The following is a 16,791-nucleotide window of genomic DNA, read 5'->3' on the forward strand; positions in this document are numbered from 1 at the left end:
CGGCGGCGCCGCTCGTCACCCGTGTGCACCGCCTGGCTAGTGCCGGCGTCCCACAGTGACCAGGCTGGTGCAGTGCATGAGGGATCGTTCATCCCCCCGACGCCCCTCATCCGAGAGCCGGGCCTCCGTCGTGCGAGCGGCGGGGGCCCGGCTCATTTTCGCCCACATGCTGCACATGCTCAGCGCGCAAGGCGCCGTACGGGCCTGCATCCTGGAGGGCCGGTCCCGCACGACGCGCCTCCACCCGTCGGTGGACTTACCGGGAGATGAAGGACGCTTCGATCGTCTGGGGGCGCGGTGGAGGCCTCGCCATGTTCCGGCTGCAGGCGCATGCTGGAGACGTGGCCCTGTCCACCGCTTGCCAAAGCTGCCCCCAGGGCAGGGCCGCACTTGCCCGCCCGGCTATGCGAGTGGTCCTCGCGGCCGGCCGGACGGGCTCGCCGTCGCGGTCCTGCCGAGTCCTTCCCCTGGTTCGCGGCGGGGCCGCCCAGCGTCCGCCCGGCTGGTCGTGTGAGTACTCCGCGAGGCCCGGGCCCCAGCCGGGCGGGCTCGACCCGTGTCGCATCTGTGGCACGGACGCGAGCTCGGGTTTGCTCAGGTCCGTCGGCGGCCGGTGGCGCCTGGGGCGTGCGGCCCGCGAGCCGCACGCCTGGCCGCACCCGCACCCGCAGCCGCTGACCGGCCGCGCGGCCGGTCACGGCAACGAGCTCTGACTGCAGCGACCTTGCCACTACGCCCGACCTCGGCTCCTGGAGCACCCGCTACCTCGAACTCGGCTGCCACGACAGTGCGGCCCGGCTGTTGCCAGAACCCGCCAGCCGGTCATCGGGCTGCTCGCGAGCAGCCCCGCAGGTGGACAGCCTGGCGCCGTCGCCGGACCTCGCTGTCAGTATTTCGAGGGAGTCGTCGTCGCTGCGCTCGCCCAAGATCATCATTCGGATGCCCTCCGTCACACCCCCTACGGCGGTGTGACGGGGGGCATCCCCGGGATTGGGCGGCAGAGCCGCCCGGACAGCAGGGCGGCACCGGCCGAGGCCGAGAGGCAGCCGACCGAAGTCCGTGCGGCCCGCGGGGCTCCTCAGGCCGTCATCAGCGCCGCCAGGGCGCGGCCCATCGCGGCGTCGAACTCTTCCGGCGTCAGCGGCAGACGGGACTTGACGTCCCGGCTCCACTGGTCGGCGAGGACCTCGGCGGAATTCGCCTGGACACCGTCGAGCGCCGCGTCGGCCAGGTCCGACGGAGCGATCTTGGCCACGGGCCAGCCCGCGGCCATGTCGGTGTCGGCCAGGCCGAGGTGCACCGCCGTGACGAGCGTGCCCTGCTCGGCGAGCTCCAGTCGGACGCCGTTGGTCATGGCCCAGGCGGCGGCCTTGGTCAGGTGGTAGGCATTGGCACCCTTACTCCCGAACCACGACATGGCGGAGAGGACGTTGACGATCGCACCCCCGCCGTTCTTGGCGAGCGTCGGGGCGAACTCCCGGATCATTCCCAGGTGGCCGAACATGTTGGTCTCCAGTTCGTGCCGCACCGCGTCCAGCGAACCGGTCACCAGGTCGGTCCCCGTCGAGATGCCCGCGTTGTTGACGAGCAGCGAGACGTCCGAGGCGGCCTCGGCGGCGGCCCTCACGGATGCGGGATCGGTGATGTCGAGGGGCAGCACCTCGACCCCGGGCAGGTTGACGGTCTCCGGTCGGCGGGCCGTCGCGTAGACCTTGCGGGCGCCCCGTTCGAGCAGGCGCTGGCCGAAAGCGCGGCCCAGGCCGCGGTTGGCTCCGGTGACAAGGGCGACGGAGTTGTTGATGTCCATGCCCGGTACGCTAAAACCTGACGTTGACGTCAGAGGCAAGTGCTGGTCGTCAGAGCCAGGGGTGAGAGGAATCACCATGACTGCCACAGGGACCGCGGCCGAGCGGCTGATCCGCATCGGCGAGGTGGCACGGGGTGCCGGAGTCTCGGTCCGCGCCGTGCGCTACTACGAGCAGCAGGGGCTGCTCATCGCGGAGCGCAGCCCGTCCGGCCAGCGCCTGTACCGGCAGGACGCCATCGTTCTGGTCCGCTTCTTCCAGCAGATGTTCGCCGCCGGCCTGACCAGCCGAAGGATCACCGAACTCCTTCCGTGCTGGGTCTCCGGGCACACCGATGCCGAACAACGAGCCATGCTGCGCGCCGAGCGCGAGCGCATCCGAGGCAAGATCGGCGACCTGCAGGCCGCCCTGGACCGCCTCGACGAGGTCATCGCTGTCACGGACACACACCCGTAGGCGCGGTCGGCCAGGCGTCTCCCCAGCGATCTGACCTCGCTGTCCGGCCCGGCGCTGAGTCGTCGTGGGGGAACCGTCATCGGGCGGCCGACGCGGTTTCGGTGTCGGGCAGGGCGCAGACCAGCGCGGTGGTCCGGTTCTGCAGGTCTTTCAGGTCGAAGCGGGCCGCGTGGCGGCGGGCAGTCGCCGGCCACGAGCCGCCAAGGGCTGCCCATCGCGCCCGGTGGGAGCAGCTCTTCACCGGTCAGCAGCCGCAACCTCGTCACGCCCGTGCCCGCGCGGCCGGCGAGCGTCTTGATCCGCCAACGTCCTGGGGACGACGACCGGGCTGCTCGGCCGGCGGCGCAGGCTGGTGCCGGCGTTCGCCCGCAGAGCCGTGTTCACCAGCGACCGGTGGGGGACCTTCGCCGTGACCACCACGAGGTCGACCTCGTCGCGGGTGCGGGCTGGGAGCCGTCAGCCGGTGGATTTTCCGAGGGTCAGTCGCCGCCGCGCCGCTGGTCGCTTTCCTGACGCAGCCGCTCAGCGTGCCGTGTGACAGCGTCGACGCGCGCGGCGACCTCCGGATGCCCGGGCTGCAGGTGGTGGCAGGTGGCCGCGAGAGGTGCCATCAGGCGCGCCGCGTCGTTGTGGGCGAGAGCTTCGTCGATGTCGGCGATGGCCGAGCGGGCGCCGGGCGGAAGATCGGCCAGCCCGGTGACGTGAGCGGCCAGGCGGCGCAGGTCTGCGGCATTGTCGCGCGCCCAGGCAGTGACGGTGCGGTCGGCGGCGCGGCGGTCGCGGGTGGCTTTGACGCGATCCTCGCCAGTGCTTCCCGCTGCTCCCGGCTGCAGTCGCAGGTAGCGGCGTTCGGCGGCCTGACGACTGGCGACCCCGAGGGGGCCGGCGAGGTCCGCCCAGCTGGCGCCGGCGGCTCGGGCGGTTTCGATCAGGCCCCTCTCCCAGCCGGCGAGCTGCTCGCGCACCTCCCGCAGAAGCAGCAGCGAGGCGAGCGCCTCACCGACGTCGTCATCGTGGACCGGTGCCGGTCTCGTGTCTGCGGCACGGGCCTCGCGCAGGGCCTGATCGATGGCACCGAGAGCGGTCGTAGCAGCCGGAAGCGGTACGGGTCTGTTGTCCTCGGCGTTCCTCGGCGCACGGGGCTCGTCGGCATCCATGACGACCGCTCCTTTCGTCATCCGTTTGACGACTCAAGATTTGTCATCGCTTGGACGACATGCTACAAGGGAATCAGGTGAAGCGCATTGGCAGTCACTGCCCGAACCCTTGGAGGTGTTTCACGATGTTGATGCGCACCGACCCGTTCCGTGAGCTGGACCGTCTGACCCAGCAGCTGCTGGGCACGTCCGGCACCTGGTCGAGGCCCCAGGCGATGCCGATGGACGCCTACCGCGAGGGCGAGCACTACGTGATCGCACTGGACCTCCCCGGTGTGATCCCGGACGCGATCGACATCGACGTCGAGCGCAACATGCTGACGGTCAAGGCCGAGCGCCGCCCGGTGGCCAAGGCCCACGATGTGCAGATGGAGCTGTCCGAACGGCCCCTCGGTGTCTTCTCCCGGCAGCTGATGCTCGCGGACACCCTGGACACCGAGCACATCGAGGCGGACTACGACGCAGGCGTCCTGACCCTGCGCATCCCGATCGCCGAGCGGGCCAAGCCCCGCAAGATCGCGATCACGTCCACCGGCGACCGCAGGCAGATCAGCGGCTGATCTCCGGGCCGGGAGACCCACCCGGGGCGCAGGCGGCGGAGGACGGAACGTTCCCCTCCCTTCACGGTTCCGTCCTCCGCATCGACCAAGGGGGAACTGTGACCATGCGACCGCAAGCGTTCCTGGCGCAGGTCCAGGAACGCGGCGAATACCTCACACCGCAGGAGGCGGACCGGGCAGCCCGCGTGGTCCTCGGACTGCTCGGTGCACACGTGGTCGGCGAGGACCGCGCCGAACTCGCCGCCCGGCTGCCCGAGACCTACGCACTCATCCTGCTCAACCCGCTTCAGGCCGTCGAACCGCTGGACGCGGAGCGGTTCGTGCGGGCGACCGCCGCCTGGATCGACGGCGCGACCGAACAGACCGCGAGGTGGGATGTCGGCGCGGTCCTCAGCGTGGCCGCCGACGAGGCCGGACCGGACCTGTTGCGACGGCTCCTGCTGCAATTGCCGCCCGGCTACGACCTGCTGTTCGGCCGCCTCGCGCCGACCTGACCTCACGACGGGGGCGGGGCGCACCCTCCCGCCCCCCGGCACCACAGAGAGAGAAAGGCACTCCGATGCACGCCACGGCGATGACGTTCGATGCGATGGTCGAGCACGTCCGCTACGAAGGCGCATACCCCACCCGTGACCGGGCCGAGCAGGCCGTTCAAGAGGTGCTGGCCGGACTGGGACGACAGCTGATCGGCGATGAACGCGTTGCCCTCGCCGCCCGGCTTCCCGTCGAGGCCGCGCTCGAGTTCACCGCCCAAGTCCCCCGGCCGGAACCGCTCACCGGTTTCGACTTCGTCAGCGACCTGGCCGGCCGCACCGGCGGAACGCCGGCCACCGCACGATGGGACGCCGGGACCGTCTTCGCGGTACTCGCGCGCCTGGCCGGGGAGGACCTCGTCAGCCGGATCCTCGCACAGCTGCCCAGCGGCTACGGTTTGCTCTTCGGCCGCGCCGAACTGATGCCGACAGGGTAGGGCGTGGCCGGGTGTGAGCCAGTCGCGCCCGGTCAGGCCCGCGACCACCGCCGCACTCTCCAGGGTCGCCACTCGAGCAACTCACTCCGGGAGTGACCGAGGCGCGCCTGTCGGTCACCATGCCCGAACATGGTCAATCACGGCGAATCGTGCGTAGTGGCGTGGGCAGGCGCACCAGTGGCGGGGGCGACAGCCGAGGAGGATGCCATGAGCGAACGGAATCTCGGCAGGGGCGACGAAGTGTCCTGGAAGAGCCACGGCCAGAAGGTGACGGGAAAGGTCAAGAAGAAGATCCGAAACGGACCCGGGCAGCGGGCCGGACCGTCGACGCGTCGAGCGAGGAACCGCAGTACGAGGTGGAGAGCGACAAGAGCGGTCGCTCCGCGGTGCACAAGCCCGGAGCGCTCGGCAAGGAGGGATGAGCCATGGCCCAGGCGCAGAAGCACGCTGACCGGGACCGAACGGTGGACGCCTTCGAAGAGGCGGTCAACATGACTGCGGCCCGGCTCGAGAAGTGGCTCGCCACCGAAGAGTCGAAGAGCGTAGGTCAGAGCGACGACGGAGGCGAAAGCGTCGGGCACGCATCGGGCCGGCGGATCGTCGGGCTACTGCGTACCAAGAGGGGCGACCTGAGCGACGGCGACCTCGCGCACATGCGCAAGGTCGTCGGCTATGTCCACCGTCACGTCAAGCAGCGTCCCGGCGGCGACGTGACGGACACCCGGTGGCGGTACTCGCTGATGAACTGGGGGCACGATCCGCTGAACTGACCGGTCCGCCGAGGACGGGCCACCTCGGCCGGCGGGAACCGGCTGAGGCGACCCACCCTCGTGACCCGAGGCAACCGCTCACACCCCGCCGCTCTCCGCCGGAGCGGGGAACCGGTCCCACACGCGGTGAGTGCCCAGCAGCGCGGTGACCTCGCGCAGCACCCCCTCGCCGTCGGAGCCGGTCACGACGCCGAGCGCATTGTCGGGGATGCCGGCCGCCTGCAGGGCGGAAGCCGCGTCGTCCCAGCCCCCGATCGGTTTCGCGTGCCGGTAGGCCTCCTGCAGCATCAGCACGATGCGGGGGTCGATAGGCGCTGCGGCGAGAGCAGGGGCTCCCGCCTTGGCGTCACGGCCGCCCTGGGCGTCGGCGGCGGGTCCGGGTGTTCCGGCCAGCAGCACGGCGTCGAACTCCACGGAGCGCGCGGTGGCGAAACTGCGCTGCACGGTGACCGGATCGGCGCCCTCGGCGGTGAGCGTGCCGCCCGTGGGTGCGACGACCAACGGAACCATGTCGTTCGCCAGCACCGAGCGGCGGACGGTGTCCAGCGCGCCCAGGTCGCCGGTGCCGTCCGTGACGATGCCGATGACGCGCCCGGCCGTCGGCCAGGTGTGGCCGACCTGGGACAGCGCGGGACTCGGTTGTGCGTCGGCGAGCGGCTCCGTGGCCTGCGGGGTGGGCAGACCCAGTCCCTGGGCGACCTGTAGGCACAGATACGGATCGATGTTCGCCAGCACCAGGAGGGCGCGCTCCTTGACGGCCTGCTCGTAGCACTTGCCCAACTCGAAGGTGTAGGCCGCGATGATGTGCTCGCGCTCTGCCGGACTCATGCTCAGCCAGAACAACCGGGCCTGGCTGAAGTGGTCGTCGAACGAGGCCGAGGCCTCGCGCACCTTCGTAGCCGGTGCGACGGGGACGGGGTGCTCGATGTAGGCGTGGTCCCCGGCGCCGGCGAAGAACGGGCAACCGCCGTCCAGGGAGTTGGGCTTGTACGGGGCGACGCCGGTGTGCACCGCGTCCTGGTGGAATCCGTCCCGCAGCATGTCGTTGACCGCGGCGTGCGGCCGATTGATCGGGATCTGCGGGAAGTTGGGTCCGCCCAGCCGGGTGATCTGGGTGTCGAGGTAGGAGAAGAGACGTCCGGCCAGCAGCGCGTCGTCGGTGATGTCGATGCCGGGAACCAGGTGGCCGACGTGGAAGGCGACCTGCTCGGTCTCGGCGAAGAAGTTGGTGGGGTTGGCGTTGAGGGTGAGCAGCCCGACGGGCTGCACCGGTGCCAGCTCCTCTGGGACGATCTTCGTCGGGTCCAGCAGATCGATTCCCTGGAATGTCTGTTCCGGGGTGTCGGGGAAGGTCTGGATGCCCAGCTCCCATTGCGGGAAGGCACCCGCCTCGATGGCGTCGGCCAGGTCGCGGCGGTGGAAGTCCGGGTCCATGCCGCTGATCATCTGTGCCTCCTCCCACACCAGGGAGTGCACGCCGGCCTTGGGCTTCCAGTGGAACTTCACGAGGGTGGTGGCGCCGGTGGCGCTGACCAGGCGGAAGGTATGGACGCCGAACCCCTCCATGGTGCGGAAGGAACGCGGGATGCCGCGGTCGGACATGTTCCACAGCGTGTGGTGCGTGGCCTCGGTGTGCAGTGAGACGAAGTCCCAGAAGGTGTCGTGGGCGCTCTGCGCCTGTGGGATCTCCCGGTCCGGGTGGGGCTTGCCTGCATGGATGATGTCCGGAAACTTGATCGCGTCCTGGATGAAGAACACCGGGATGTTGTTGCCGACCAGGTCGAACACGCCCTCGGACGTGTAGAACTTGGTGGCGAACCCGCGGGTGTCGCGCACGGTGTCGGCGGAGCCGCGCGAACCAAGGACCGTGGAAAACCGCACGAAGACCGGCGTGTCGACGTCCTTCGCGAGGAAGGCTGCCTTGCAGACCTCGGCCGCCGTGCCGTAACCGCGGAAGACGCCGTGGGCGGCCGCTCCCCGGGCGTGCACCACGCGCTCCGGGATCCGCTCGTGGTCGAAGTGCATGACCTTCTCGCGCAGATGATGGTCCTGCAGCAGCACCGGACCACGCGGTCCCGCCTTGAGCGAGTGGTCGGTGTCCGGCAGTCGCGCGCCCTGCGCCGTGGTGAGGAACGCCCCGTCCTGAGCCCGGACGGTCTTGGACGGGCCGTCCGGGCGGCCCGTCGCGCTGAGCGGCGTGGGTACGCTCTGGTCGGGTTTGGACGGCAGCGGCTGATGCGGCTCCACCGGTTCGTCCACCGTGGGTGGCATGCTGCCCGGCACGCCCGGGATCTCCGCACGCCCGGCCGGGGTGAGCTCGGCGGCCAAGTCCGTGACCTTGTCGACGATCTTCTTCACCGGGCCTGGCTCGTTGGCCATGGCACTCTCCTGCTTCGTCCTCGGGGAAACCCTGTCGCCTGCGGGTAACCGGTGTCACCTGAGGACAAACGGGACCCTGACGGATGTCCGCCGTTCGCGGCGGATGTCACCCCGACTGCTCGTCGGCCGCGCGACGCCGGCGCCGGGGGAGACCCCGCACCGGATGACGCCGACAGAGGCGCGCTCCGTGAGGTCCGCCATGGGAGACGGCTGCGCCGCTTTCGGCCTGCCGCACCGCGCGGCACCTCAGGGGCGCCGCCACGCGTCGTCCCTGAGATGGGAGCCGGCCATGGGTCCCATCCGCAGCATCCCCCCGTCGACCGACCAGGAGGCGCCGGTGACGTAGCGGCCGGAGCCGCCGCATACCGCGTCCGGCGCGGACGCGCCCCTTGGCCCTGGGCGCCGCCCTGCTCAGGGATGACCGGGCCGCTGGATCCCTGACAGGGGCCGCCGCCTTTCGCGTTCGACGGTGCCGTGCGGCATCCTCGGGTTCCCGGCGGCGTCCCGCGCCCGGCGCAGGTATGACCGCTGCCCCGCAGGGCAGCCGAAAGCCATGGACACACCAGAGCGTCACCGAGCACCCGACCGGAACAGGGACGAAGAGCCCGACGCCACGTCGCCGGAGAACCTGATCCCCGGGACACCCCTGGCACCGTCACCGCCTGCCGAGCCACGGGAACGCGCCCGGCGGGACGAGGACGACAAGGGCGCCGACGGTCCGCCCGCAGGGCCGCCCAAGACTCCGGAGCGGGACTGACTCCACGGCGAAGGAGAAGAGCATGAAGCGCAACGAAGAAGCCGACGAGGCGCGACGTACGACGCCGCCCGCCGAGGACCGCCAGGACCCGCGGCAGGGCCGCGGACCCGACTCCGGCGCCGCAGAACGAGGGCGTTCGGAGAGCGACGTCCCCGAGGCACCACGTGACGTGCCGCCGCAAGAGCCGCCCGATTGAGAGCGGGCGACCCGAAGGTGGGGTATCCCGGACGCCGGGAGGGGGGCCCGGCGTCCGGGGCATTCACCCGCCATGCGGTCTGCCTCGCCGCATCTTCCGGCTGCCCCCGATGCGCCGTCGCACACCAGCGCGCGAGGCCGTTTTCAGCTCGACCGACCGGGCAGCCGCCTCATATGACGCAATTCGGATACACGATGATGACCGAGCAGGCAGGGCCGAAGGAGTTGGTAGACCACGTGGTGAGGGCCGAGGAGGCCGGCTTCGACTTCTCGGTGACCTCCGACCACTACTTCCCGTGGCTGGACGAGCAGGGCCACGCCCCCTACGCCTGGAGCGTGCTGGGCGCGGCCGCGCAGGCCACCTCGCGGATTCCTCTGATGACGTACGTGACCTGTCCGACCGTCCGTTACCACCCTGCCGTCGTCGCGCAGAAGGCGGCGACGATGCAGTTGCTGTCCGACGGCCGGTTCCGGCTCGGGCTGGGGTCGGGCGAGAACCTCAACGAGCACGTGGTGGGCGGCGGATGGCCCGCCGCCGACGTCCGGCAGAAGATGCTGGCCGAGGCCGTCGAGATCATCCGGGCCCTGTTCGGCGGGGGTTACGTCAACCACCGCGGCGAGCACTTCGACGTGGAGTCGGCGAAGTTGTGGGATCTGCCCGACCGGCCGCCGCCGATCGGGGTCGCGGTGTCCGGCACGCAGTCCTGTGAACTCGCGGGCCGCCTCGCCGACCTGATGATCGCCACGGAGCCGGACGCGGACCTGGTGAGCGCCTTCGACGAGCACGGCGGCGCGGGCAAACCGCGGGTCGGGCAACTGCCGGTGTCCTACGACCCCGACCGGGACACCGCCGTGCGCCGGGCGCATGAGCAGTTCCGCTGGTTCGCAGGCGGATGGAAGGTCAACTCCGAACTGCCCGGCACCGCGGCGTTCGCATCGGCCACCGAGAGCGTTCGTCCGGAGGACGTCGCGGAGTCCATCCCTTGCGGGGACGACCCGGAGGCCTTCGCGGAGGCGGTCCGCCCTTACGTGGAGGCGGGCTTCACCGAGATCGCGCTCGTCCAGGTCGGCGGCGGCACACAGCCGGCCTTCCTGGCCTGGGCCGAGAAGACCCTCCTGCCGGCGCTGCGCGACCTCTGACGCCGGCCGCCTCGCGCAGGGACGCGGCGCCGCATCTCCTCCGCCGAGGGGGCGGCGCCCGGACGATCACACGTCCAGGGCCGCCAGGGTGGACGAGGCTCATGGGACCTCTGGGACCCATGTGACCTCACTCGCCCGCAGGCGCACGTAAGGCCCTGGGCCGCTCGGACGGCATCCCGTCCGAGCGGCCCAGGAGTGGCCGGCCGTGTCAGGACTTGCCGCGGCCGGTGACGAAGTCGCGGGCCCGGTCCACCAGACCGGCACCCGGCGCCAGGAGCTTGTTGCCGGGCGGGGTGTCCGGTGCGCTGGGGTGCGGCCGGGTCGGGGCGATCTTCTTGGCCCTGCGTACCTTGTCCCCGAGGTCATTGAGCTGCTCGGGCGAGCAGGCCTGCGCCAGGCTCGGGAACAACTGCCGCTCCTCCTCCTGGACGTGCTCCGTCACGTCGGTGATGAGCTTGCCCACCAGTTGGTCGAAGCGGGCGTCGTCGATGTCGACGTCCTCCAGGTCCTTCAGGACCTGCTCCACCTCGGCGTGCTCCTCGATCTCCTTGTCGGCCAGGGCGTCCCCTCCGGGCAGGTGCTCCCGGACGGCCGGGTAGAGGTACATCTCCTCGGCCACCGAATGCCGCACCAGCTCGATGGTGACCTCGTCCAGCACGTTCCTGCGTTCCTTGTCGCCCGCGGGCAGGGCCCGCAGACGGGCGAAGTACTCCTCCACCTCGCGGTGGTCTGCCGTGAGCTCTGCGATGACGTTTCCGCCGTGTCCCATCACGTGACTCCTTCCGTGCGGTCTGCGATGGAGGGCCTCTCCCCGGGCGGCTTCCCTGTCCCAGGCGGGGCACGCCCCTCTTCCGTCAGTCATCCGGATGACGATGCTCCGCCCAGGCCGCGGCGGTGACGCCGGGATCGACCAGTGCGTCGGCGGCGGTGCAGGCCAGTGCCTGGGCGGCGGCGAGCATGGCCTCGCGGGCCCGGGGGCCGGCCGCGGCGGCCGCGAACTGCGGGGTGTGGTCGGAGCCGTCGCCGTCCATGATCGCCACGAACGGATGGATGGTCGGCAGGAGGTTGCTGACCGTGCCGACGTCCGAGGAACCCAGATATACGCTCGGCACCGGCTCGCCGGCCTGCACGCCTGCCCGGGCCAGATGAGCGGTGAACCGCGACGACAGGACGGCGTTGTTGCGGAAGTGGTCGTACCCGGCGTCGACGCGGGAGGCCTCCGCCCGGGCGCCGGTGGCCCGGGCCACGCCCTGCGCGCAGTCGGACAGGCGTTCCGCGAGCTCGTCCCGGGCGGCCGTGGTGGCCCCGCGCAGGCCGAAGAGTCCTTCCGCGTACTCGGGGATGACGTTGGTGACCTTGCCGCCCTCGGTGACGATGCCCTGGACGTGCGAGCCGGCGGGCAGATGCCGGCCGAGCACGGCCAGGGTGTTGAAGAACTGGATCAGCGCGGCGAGTGCGTCGATCCCCTCGGTCGGATTGCCGGTGGGATGGGCGGCCCGGCCGTGGAAGGCGACACGGATCTGGGCCGAGGCCGTCAGCGGTGCCCACGACCAGCTGTGCACGCCGGGGTGGAACATCAGGGCCGCGTCCACCCCGTCGAAGACGCCCGCCTCCGCCATGACGACCTTGCCTCCGCCGCGCTCCTCGGCCGGGGTGCCCACAACGAGCAGTGACCCGCCCACGTCCGGCACGGCGGCGCGGAGCGCGAGACCCGCCCCGAGCCCGGCCGCGGCGATCAGATTGTGGCCGCAGGCGTGCCCGAGCCCGGGCAGCGCGTCGTACTCCAGCAGCAGGGCCACCCGCGGGCGGCCACCGTCGCCGGCGGTCGCGACGAAGGCCGTCGGAAGACCCGCCACCCCGCGCCGCACGGTGAAGCCCTCGCTTTCCAGGTGGCCGGTCAGCAGCCGGGCCGCCCTTTCCTCCGCGAACGCCGGTTCCGGGTCCGCATGGAGCGTTGCCGCCACCTCCCACAGGGTTTCGGCGCGGGCGGTGAGCTGCTCCGTGACGCGTGCGTACACCTGTTCCCATTGCTCGTCCATCGGAGACCTCCTGGATGTGCCGTCGCCTACCCGTCCGGCCACCGCGTCAGGCATGAGCCGCCGGTGCCAGGGAACGCGCCCACAAAGGCGGGAAATGCGCGATAAGTAATGTTTGGGAAGGGGAGTGTCATGGCGAAGAAGCAGCATCCTCCGCACGGTGAGGGCCCCAGCCGCCACAAGGGCGAAGACCAGCACGGATGGGCCGCGGACGTGGACGCGGAGAAGCAGCAGGACAACCCCAGCGGCCACCGCTCGTTCCACCCGGACACCTACGCGCCCGGTGGAAAGAACCGCGAACCGTCACCGAAGGACATTGCCGAGTCCGGAGCCGGCACACCGGCACACGACGTGTCGCGCAGTGGTGAGGAGCGGGCCGGCAAGTCCGGCAAGCGGCAGATCCAGGACACGGGGAAACGCGGCCCCTCCGGCCGGCCCAGCGGCGCGAAGAAGACGTCCGAGTTCAGCGGCGTCGACCCGCAGGAGCCGAAGACCGAACACCGCGGCCGCTGACCCCTCGTGTCCCGCCCTGGGGCGTTTCCCCCTCGGGGGTGCGGGCAGCCGCAGACCATGGACCACTCGCATGCGCCGGTCCTGGAGGCGCTCGCCGCCTACCACGCGACCGGACAGACACCCTTCACCCCGCCCGGTCACAAGCAGGGCCGGGGAACCGACAAGCGTGTTCTGGAGGCCCTGGGGGAGTCGGTGTTCCGCTGCGACATCCTTGCCACCAGCGGACTCGATGACCGCACCTCGTCGCACGGGGTTCTGGAAGAGGCCCAAGCACTCATGGCGGACGCCGTGGGGGCGAAGCACACGTTCTTCTCCACCTGCGGCAGCTCTCTGTCGGTGAAGTCCGCCATGCTCTCGGTGGCAGGACCGCACGAGAAGCTCGTCGTGGGCCGGGACGCGCACAAGTCCGTCATATCCGGGCTGATCCTCTCCGGACAGGAGCCGATCTGGGTCCGCCCCCAGTGGGACCCGGACCTCCATCTGGCCCACCCGCCGTCCCCCCAGGGCGTCGCCGACGCCCTGCGCGCCCACCCCGATGCCAAGGGCGCCCTGGTCACCAGCCCCACGCCGTACGGCACCTGCGCGGACCTGTGCGCGATAGCGGAAGAGTGCCACCGGCAGGGCAAGCCCCTCATCGTGGACGAGGCATGGGGAGCGCACCTCCCCTTCCACCCCTCGCTGCCGACATGGGCGATGGACGCCGGAGCGGACGTGTGCGTCACCTCTGTGCACAAGATGGGCTCCGCCTTGGAGCAGACCTCGGTCTTCCACCTCCAGGGGGACCTGGTCGACCCCGATGTGCTCAAGGCCCGCGAGGACCTGCTGGGCACCACCAGCCCCTCGGTGCTGCTGTACGCGGCCCTGGACGGCTGGCGCCGCCAGATGGTCGAGCAGGGCCGCGGCCTGTACGACCGGGCCCTCGCCCTGGCAGACGCCCTGCGCGGCCAGATCGAGCAGCTCGACGGTTACCACGTGCACGGCCGGGACGACTTCTGCGGCCCGAACAGGGCCGCCGACATGGACCCGCTCCAGGTGATCGTCGACACCTCCGCGCTGGGGGTCACCGGATACCGGGCCGCGGACTGGCTGCGCGCCCACCACAGGGTGAACCTGCACGTCAGCGACCACCGTCGCATCAGCGCCCAGCTCACCCACGCCGACAACGACGACACGGCGAAGGTCCTGGTCACCGCCCTGGCCGACCTCACCGACCACCTGGACGACCTGCGCCCCGCGCCGCCCGTGGACGTCCCGAGTCCGGAGGAGCTCACCCTGGGACAGGTCGTGCTGCCCAGGGACGCCTTCTTCGGTCCGACCGAACAGGTCCCGATCGCCGAGGCCGAGGGCAGGATCACCGCCGAGATGCTCACGCCGTATCCGCCGGGGATACCCGCCGCCCTCCCGGGTGAGCGCCTCAACCGGCAGGTGCTGGAGTACCTGCGTACCGGGGTGGAGGCCGGAATGGTCGTACCCGACGCCGCCGACCAGCAGGTGGGCTCCATCCGAGTCGCCATCGAGAAGTGACGGAGGAACAACCCCATGACGTCCCGCAACGAGGACCCGGTCACCCGCCATCCGCAGCCCGACTTCCCCGCGCAGGACCAGCCGCACCCGGGGTGGACCGGTCCGATGGACCCGCCCCCCGACCACGGCGAGACCTCGTACGAGGGCAGCGGCCAACTGGAGGGCAAGGCCGCTGTGATCACCGGCGGCGACTCCGGGATCGGCCGTGCCGTCGCGCTCGCCTTCGCCCGCGAAGGGGCCGACGTGCTCATCACGCACCTTGCGGAGGAGAGGGAGGACGCGGACACCACGATGGGGCTCGTGCTGGACGCCGGACGCAAGGGCGTCGCCCTCTCCTGCGACGTGCGCGAGGAGGACCAGTGCCGCGAGGTGATCGACCTGGCACTCGCCCAGTTCGGCCGGCTCGACATCCTGGTCAACAACGCCGCGTACCAGATGTCCCAGCCGGACGGGATCGGCGCCATCACCACGGAGCAGTTCGACCGGGTGCTCAAGACCAACCTGTACGCGATGTTCTGGCTGTCGAAGCTGGCGCTCGAGCACCTGCCGGCCGGAGGTTCCATCATCAACACCAGCTCCGTGCAGGCCTACAAGCCCAGCCCGCACCTGCTGGACTACGCGATGACGAAGGCGGCCATCGTCAACTTCACCCAGTCGCTCGCGCAGATGGTCGCCGACAAGGGCATCCGCGTCAACGCGGTGGCCCCCGGCCCGGTGTGGACGCCGCTCATCCCCGCGACGCTGCCGGACACCACGGAGTTCGGCAAGCAGTCGCCGCTCGGCCGCCCCGCCCAGCCGGCCGAGATGGCCCCGGCCTACGTTTTTCTCGCGTCCCAGCGCGCCAGTTACATCACGGCGGAAGTGGTCAACGCGACCGGCGGCACGCCGCTGCCTTGAGGGCGTGTCGTACCAGCGGATCTCGGTATGAAATGATCTTGATTCGTGGCTCGTGGAGATCTGACGGACGAGCAGTGGGCGTTGTTGGAGCCGCTGCTGCCCGTGCGCAAGAAGGTGGGTCGGCCGGCGACATGGACCCGGCGGCAGTTGATCGACGGCATACGGTTCCAGGTCCGTACCGGTGTGCCCTGGCGGGACGTGCCCGAGAGGTACGGTCCGTGGGGCCGGGTGTACGACCTGTTCCGCCGCTGGCAGAGGGACGGCACATGGCAGCGGGTCTCCGACCGGCTCCACGCCCGGGGGGAGGCGAAGGACGTGATCACCTGGGCTCCCGTCGTCGGCGCCGACGAGAAGCGAGTCCGTCGGCGCATCGCGCGGGCACGGCACAGAACAGACTTCGACGGGAACCGCCTCGCGGTGTCCCCACCGAGCCGGTGATCACCGCGTCGCACCCGGCTGCCGTGTCGTTCTGGGCTCGATCCTCAGTGGCTCGGCTTGGGGCGGGCGAGAGGCCCACGAGGCAACGCGCCCTCACGCCGGCGCATGTGCCGGCGCCGGCCGGGAAGGCGTGGGGTTCGACACGCGCTACACCGAACCGCCGTCATCGTCGGTGGTGAGGAGATGAATCCGGCAGCGGACCCTGCCGTCCGGCAGTTCCATGAGCATGCTGCTGCCGATCGCCGCACGGCTCTCGATCCACGCCCGGAGGCGCGACACCTGCTCCAAAGGGCCGTCCAGGGTCACGTCGACCATGTCCGCGTGAGGCGGCGGGAGAACGTCCTCTGCTTGTGCCCGTCCCGGTCCGTGGCCGGCAACGGGCCCCCGGGGGCCGCGGGGACGGCGACGCCACACCGACGGACCTGCGCCGCGCCATTCGACGAGGTCGGAATCGGTCACGCTCACCCTGAGGGGATCGATACCGGTCCGCCGGAGGAACTCCAGGAAATCGCGCATGTCGTAGGCGACGCCGAGAATCTCCCCGTCGACACGCACATGACGTCCGCCCGTCTCCGACGGCGGATAGACGATCACCCGGCATGCGGGGGGCACCGCGCTGTCACCCTTCGGTGGCATCCCGGGCCCGCTCGCTGCCGGAGTACAGCGGCTCGGCGAGGATGAGCGCACCGAGCGGTCGGTCGGCGTCACCCACGTACTCCGGCTCACGCTTGCGGCTCGACCCGGCGGGCATCTGGGGTCACTCCTTCGGAGTCCTTCGCGCCTGCTCGGCCCATTCGGCGAACTCGAATGCGCGAGCCGTTGCGCACATGCGGACGGGCGGCACTGCACACCTTGCCCGTCCCGACGCGGCAAAACATATCCGCGAAGAAGCGCGGCCTTTTCCGCGTCCGGACGACATGCCTAAGCTCTTATTGTCTTTTCCCTGGACAGGCGAGACCCAGGAGGCGGACCATGGGACACCCCTACGAACGCAAGCCCCCCGAAACACCTTGCCCTGAACTGATTTCTCCCCCGCGCCCGGGCTGGGAGGCCGCGCCCATTCCGAAAGCGGGCAACCGCGTCCCGAGTGAAGCGCTCTTCGCCCTGCTGCCCGTCCGACGCACCTCTCCGTTCGCGCCGCATGTGGTGAGGGGTCCACACCAGCGATGAGACGTCCGCAGAGCGTTTCGTCAT

General features: G+C 70.8%; 18 protein-coding genes and 2 pseudogenes. 12 read left to right on the forward strand and 8 right to left on the reverse strand.

What is annotated here, in order from left to right; translation table 11 throughout:
- Window positions 1–1,078: 1,078 nt before the first annotated feature.
- Window positions 1,079–1,807: an SDR family oxidoreductase gene (locus PV342_RS34745; protein WP_500320177.1), complete on the reverse strand. Its 729-nt coding sequence runs from the start codon at window positions 1,805–1,807 to the stop codon at window positions 1,079–1,081.
- Between the two features lie 76 nt (window positions 1,808–1,883).
- Between PV342_RS34745 and PV342_RS34750 the strand changes: the two genes are divergently transcribed.
- A complete protein-coding gene (locus tag PV342_RS34750; protein ID WP_400806879.1) occupies window positions 1,884–2,261 on the forward strand; it encodes a MerR family transcriptional regulator in 378 nt (125 codons plus the stop codon).
- 479 nt (window positions 2,262–2,740) lie between these two features.
- Here PV342_RS34750 and PV342_RS34755 read toward each other — a convergent pair whose 3' ends face one another.
- Window positions 2,741–3,418 (reverse strand): HSP18 transcriptional regulator, encoded by a 678-nt coding sequence (locus PV342_RS34755; RefSeq protein WP_500320179.1) that lies wholly within the window; start codon window positions 3,416–3,418, stop codon window positions 2,741–2,743.
- 125 nt (window positions 3,419–3,543) lie between these two features.
- Between PV342_RS34755 and PV342_RS34760 the strand changes: the two genes are divergently transcribed.
- The 5 genes and pseudogenes from PV342_RS34760 to PV342_RS34780 all read left to right on the forward strand — a co-directional run bounded on the left by PV342_RS34760 (window position 3,544) and on the right by PV342_RS34780 (window position 5,718).
- Window positions 3,544–3,978, forward strand: coding sequence for an Hsp20/alpha crystallin family protein (locus PV342_RS34760; RefSeq protein ID WP_400808806.1), 435 nt, complete (start codon window positions 3,544–3,546; stop codon window positions 3,976–3,978).
- A gap of 104 nt (window positions 3,979–4,082) precedes the next feature.
- Complete coding sequence (locus tag PV342_RS34765) at window positions 4,083–4,472, forward strand: DUF2267 domain-containing protein (RefSeq protein ID WP_500320181.1); 390 nt, start codon at window positions 4,083–4,085, stop codon at window positions 4,470–4,472.
- Between the two features lie 80 nt (window positions 4,473–4,552).
- Window positions 4,553–4,948 carry a DUF2267 domain-containing protein gene (locus PV342_RS34770; protein WP_361012171.1) on the forward strand — a complete coding sequence of 132 codons (396 nt, stop codon included), beginning with the start codon at window positions 4,553–4,555 and terminating at the stop codon, window positions 4,946–4,948.
- Window positions 4,949–5,155: 207 nt separating this feature from the next.
- Window positions 5,156–5,370, forward strand: a pseudogene (locus tag PV342_RS34775) (hypervirulence associated TUDOR domain-containing protein).
- Window positions 5,371–5,373: 3 nt separating this feature from the next.
- Window positions 5,374–5,718, forward strand: a complete 345-nt coding sequence (locus PV342_RS34780; protein WP_500320183.1) for a DUF3140 domain-containing protein — start codon at window positions 5,374–5,376, stop codon at window positions 5,716–5,718.
- A gap of 78 nt (window positions 5,719–5,796) precedes the next feature.
- Here the strand turns inward: PV342_RS34780 and PV342_RS34785 are convergent, their stop codons facing one another.
- On the reverse strand, window positions 5,797–8,097 hold the full coding sequence (locus PV342_RS34785) for a catalase (protein ID WP_500320185.1): 2,301 nt from the start codon (window positions 8,095–8,097) through the stop codon (window positions 5,797–5,799).
- Between the two features lie 246 nt (window positions 8,098–8,343).
- Window positions 8,344–8,502 (reverse strand): annotated as a pseudogene (locus PV342_RS34790) (SDR family oxidoreductase); the annotation flags it as partial.
- 374 nt (window positions 8,503–8,876) lie between these two features.
- Here PV342_RS34790 and PV342_RS34795 point away from each other — a divergent pair.
- Window positions 8,877–9,050, forward strand: coding sequence for a hypothetical protein (locus tag PV342_RS34795; RefSeq protein ID WP_500320186.1), 174 nt, complete (start codon window positions 8,877–8,879; stop codon window positions 9,048–9,050).
- 173 nt (window positions 9,051–9,223) lie between these two features.
- Window positions 9,224–10,189, forward strand: coding sequence for an LLM class F420-dependent oxidoreductase (locus PV342_RS34800; protein ID WP_500320188.1), 966 nt, complete (start codon window positions 9,224–9,226; stop codon window positions 10,187–10,189).
- A 208-nt stretch (window positions 10,190–10,397) separates the two neighbouring features.
- Here PV342_RS34800 and PV342_RS34805 read toward each other — a convergent pair whose 3' ends face one another.
- Complete coding sequence (locus tag PV342_RS34805; protein WP_361012666.1) at window positions 10,398–10,958, reverse strand: hemerythrin domain-containing protein; 561 nt, start codon at window positions 10,956–10,958, stop codon at window positions 10,398–10,400.
- Window positions 10,959–11,043: 85 nt separating this feature from the next.
- Window positions 11,044–12,228 carry an amidohydrolase gene (locus PV342_RS34810; protein ID WP_400806832.1) on the reverse strand — a complete coding sequence of 395 codons (1,185 nt, stop codon included), beginning with the start codon at window positions 12,226–12,228 and terminating at the stop codon, window positions 11,044–11,046.
- Window positions 12,229–12,357: 129 nt separating this feature from the next.
- Between PV342_RS34810 and PV342_RS34815 the strand changes: the two genes are divergently transcribed.
- The 4 genes from PV342_RS34815 to PV342_RS34830 are packed head-to-tail and all read left to right on the forward strand — an operon-like array spanning window position 12,358 to window position 15,597.
- Window positions 12,358–12,738, forward strand: coding sequence for a hypothetical protein (locus tag PV342_RS34815; RefSeq protein ID WP_400806829.1), 381 nt, complete (start codon window positions 12,358–12,360; stop codon window positions 12,736–12,738).
- Between the two features lie 57 nt (window positions 12,739–12,795).
- Window positions 12,796–14,262, forward strand: coding sequence for an aminotransferase class I/II-fold pyridoxal phosphate-dependent enzyme (locus PV342_RS34820; RefSeq protein WP_500320190.1), 1,467 nt, complete (start codon window positions 12,796–12,798; stop codon window positions 14,260–14,262).
- Between the two features lie 15 nt (window positions 14,263–14,277).
- Window positions 14,278–15,159 (forward strand): SDR family oxidoreductase, encoded by an 882-nt coding sequence (locus PV342_RS34825; protein WP_400806825.1) that lies wholly within the window; start codon window positions 14,278–14,280, stop codon window positions 15,157–15,159.
- Between the two features lie 45 nt (window positions 15,160–15,204).
- On the forward strand, window positions 15,205–15,597 hold the full coding sequence (locus PV342_RS34830; protein WP_500320192.1) for a transposase: 393 nt from the start codon (window positions 15,205–15,207) through the stop codon (window positions 15,595–15,597).
- A 147-nt stretch (window positions 15,598–15,744) separates the two neighbouring features.
- Here PV342_RS34830 and PV342_RS34835 read toward each other — a convergent pair whose 3' ends face one another.
- A complete protein-coding gene (locus tag PV342_RS34835) occupies window positions 15,745–16,191 on the reverse strand; it encodes a hypothetical protein (RefSeq protein WP_386996610.1) in 447 nt (148 codons plus the stop codon).
- Window positions 16,192–16,216: 25 nt separating this feature from the next.
- Window positions 16,217–16,348 carry a hypothetical protein gene (locus PV342_RS34840; protein ID WP_386996609.1) on the reverse strand — a complete coding sequence of 44 codons (132 nt, stop codon included), beginning with the start codon at window positions 16,346–16,348 and terminating at the stop codon, window positions 16,217–16,219.
- Between the last annotated feature and the right edge of the window lie 443 nt (window positions 16,349–16,791).

The organism is Streptomyces sp. PA03-3a, from assembly GCF_033792735.1.
GTDB lineage: Bacteria > Actinomycetota > Actinomycetes > Streptomycetales > Streptomycetaceae > Actinacidiphila.